Annotated in this window: 2 protein-coding genes; both read left to right on the top strand. The window is 58.0% G+C overall.

What is annotated here, in order from left to right; genetic code table 11:
• On the top strand, positions 1 to 542 hold a 542-nt coding region (locus U1769_RS25550), incomplete at its 5' end, for a lamin tail domain-containing protein (protein WP_332720955.1).
• A gap of 106 nt (positions 543 to 648) precedes the next feature.
• Positions 649 to 1,028: T6SS phospholipase effector Tle1-like catalytic domain-containing protein (locus U1769_RS25545; protein WP_332720954.1), on the top strand; the 380-nt coding region annotated here is incomplete at its 3' end.

The following is a 1,028-nucleotide window of genomic DNA, read 5'->3' as shown; positions in this document are numbered from 1 at the left end:
CAACTGCACCGGTTGAGACATATGAGGTTGAAGGCAACCAACAAGTGCCTCTGGTGCTTGAAGGCGTGCGTCTCGAAGCGGTCGGCGAGTATGTCGTCCTCCGTATAACCCAGTTTGGCAGTGAGGATGAGGAACATCCGCTCGATGATCGGGTGTGGACTGCGCCGATCTGGTTTGAGCCTGCGGAGTTCCATCAACCCGTTTCGGCGTTTCCACGACTGCGAATGGTCGAACTGGTGCCTGATCCGCTAGGTGACGATTTGACCAATGAGAGGATCACGTTTCTAAACAATGGGACTGTAGTAATTGGGCTTGCCGGTTGGCGGGTGCGCGATCTGGCGGGCAATGTGTGGGCGCTCGATGCGCTCGTTGATATCGCCCCGGGTGCCAGCAAGACCTTAGTTCGGGCAGGGCAGACCATGTCGCTAAACAACGGAGGCGACGAGGTCGAACTGGTCGCACCCGATGGCTCAGTGGTACAGTCTATCGCTTACGGTCGCGTCTCTGTTGATGAGGTGGTGCGTGCCGATGACAACTCCTAAAACGAACGAGAAACCTCGCGCGTCACGATCGCCCCGCGCAGCAGCCTCGACCCCGCGCAACCTCGTCATTTTATGTGACGGCACGAGTAACGAACTCGGTCGCAATATGACGAACGTTCTGAAGCTTTTCCGTATTGCTGAGAAGGGCGAACGGCAAATTTGCTTCTACCACCCAGGTGTTGGCACCGTCGGGCGCATCAATCCGTGGCGCCGCGTTCGTCAGAAGATCGTGGAAGTGATTGGCCTCGCCACGGGGTATGGCCTCGATGATAATGTCCTTGCCGCCTATCGCTTCCTTGTGGAGAACTGGCGGGAAGGCGACCGCATCTATTTGTTCGGCTTTAGCCGCGGGGCGTGGACGGTTCGTGTCCTTTCGGGGTTCCTTCATCTGATTGGGCTTGTCCGGCCGGCACAACTCAACATGTGCGATAGTGCGCTTGGCACCTACAAGCGCGCGTCCACCGAGAACGACCTGCCCCTCGCGTG

It is taken from the genome of Parasphingomonas zepuensis (assembly GCF_036663735.1).
GTDB lineage: Bacteria > Pseudomonadota > Alphaproteobacteria > Sphingomonadales > Sphingomonadaceae > Sphingomonas.
Note: the sequence above shows the minus strand (reverse complement) of the source record. Positions and strands in the feature narration are given on the sequence as shown.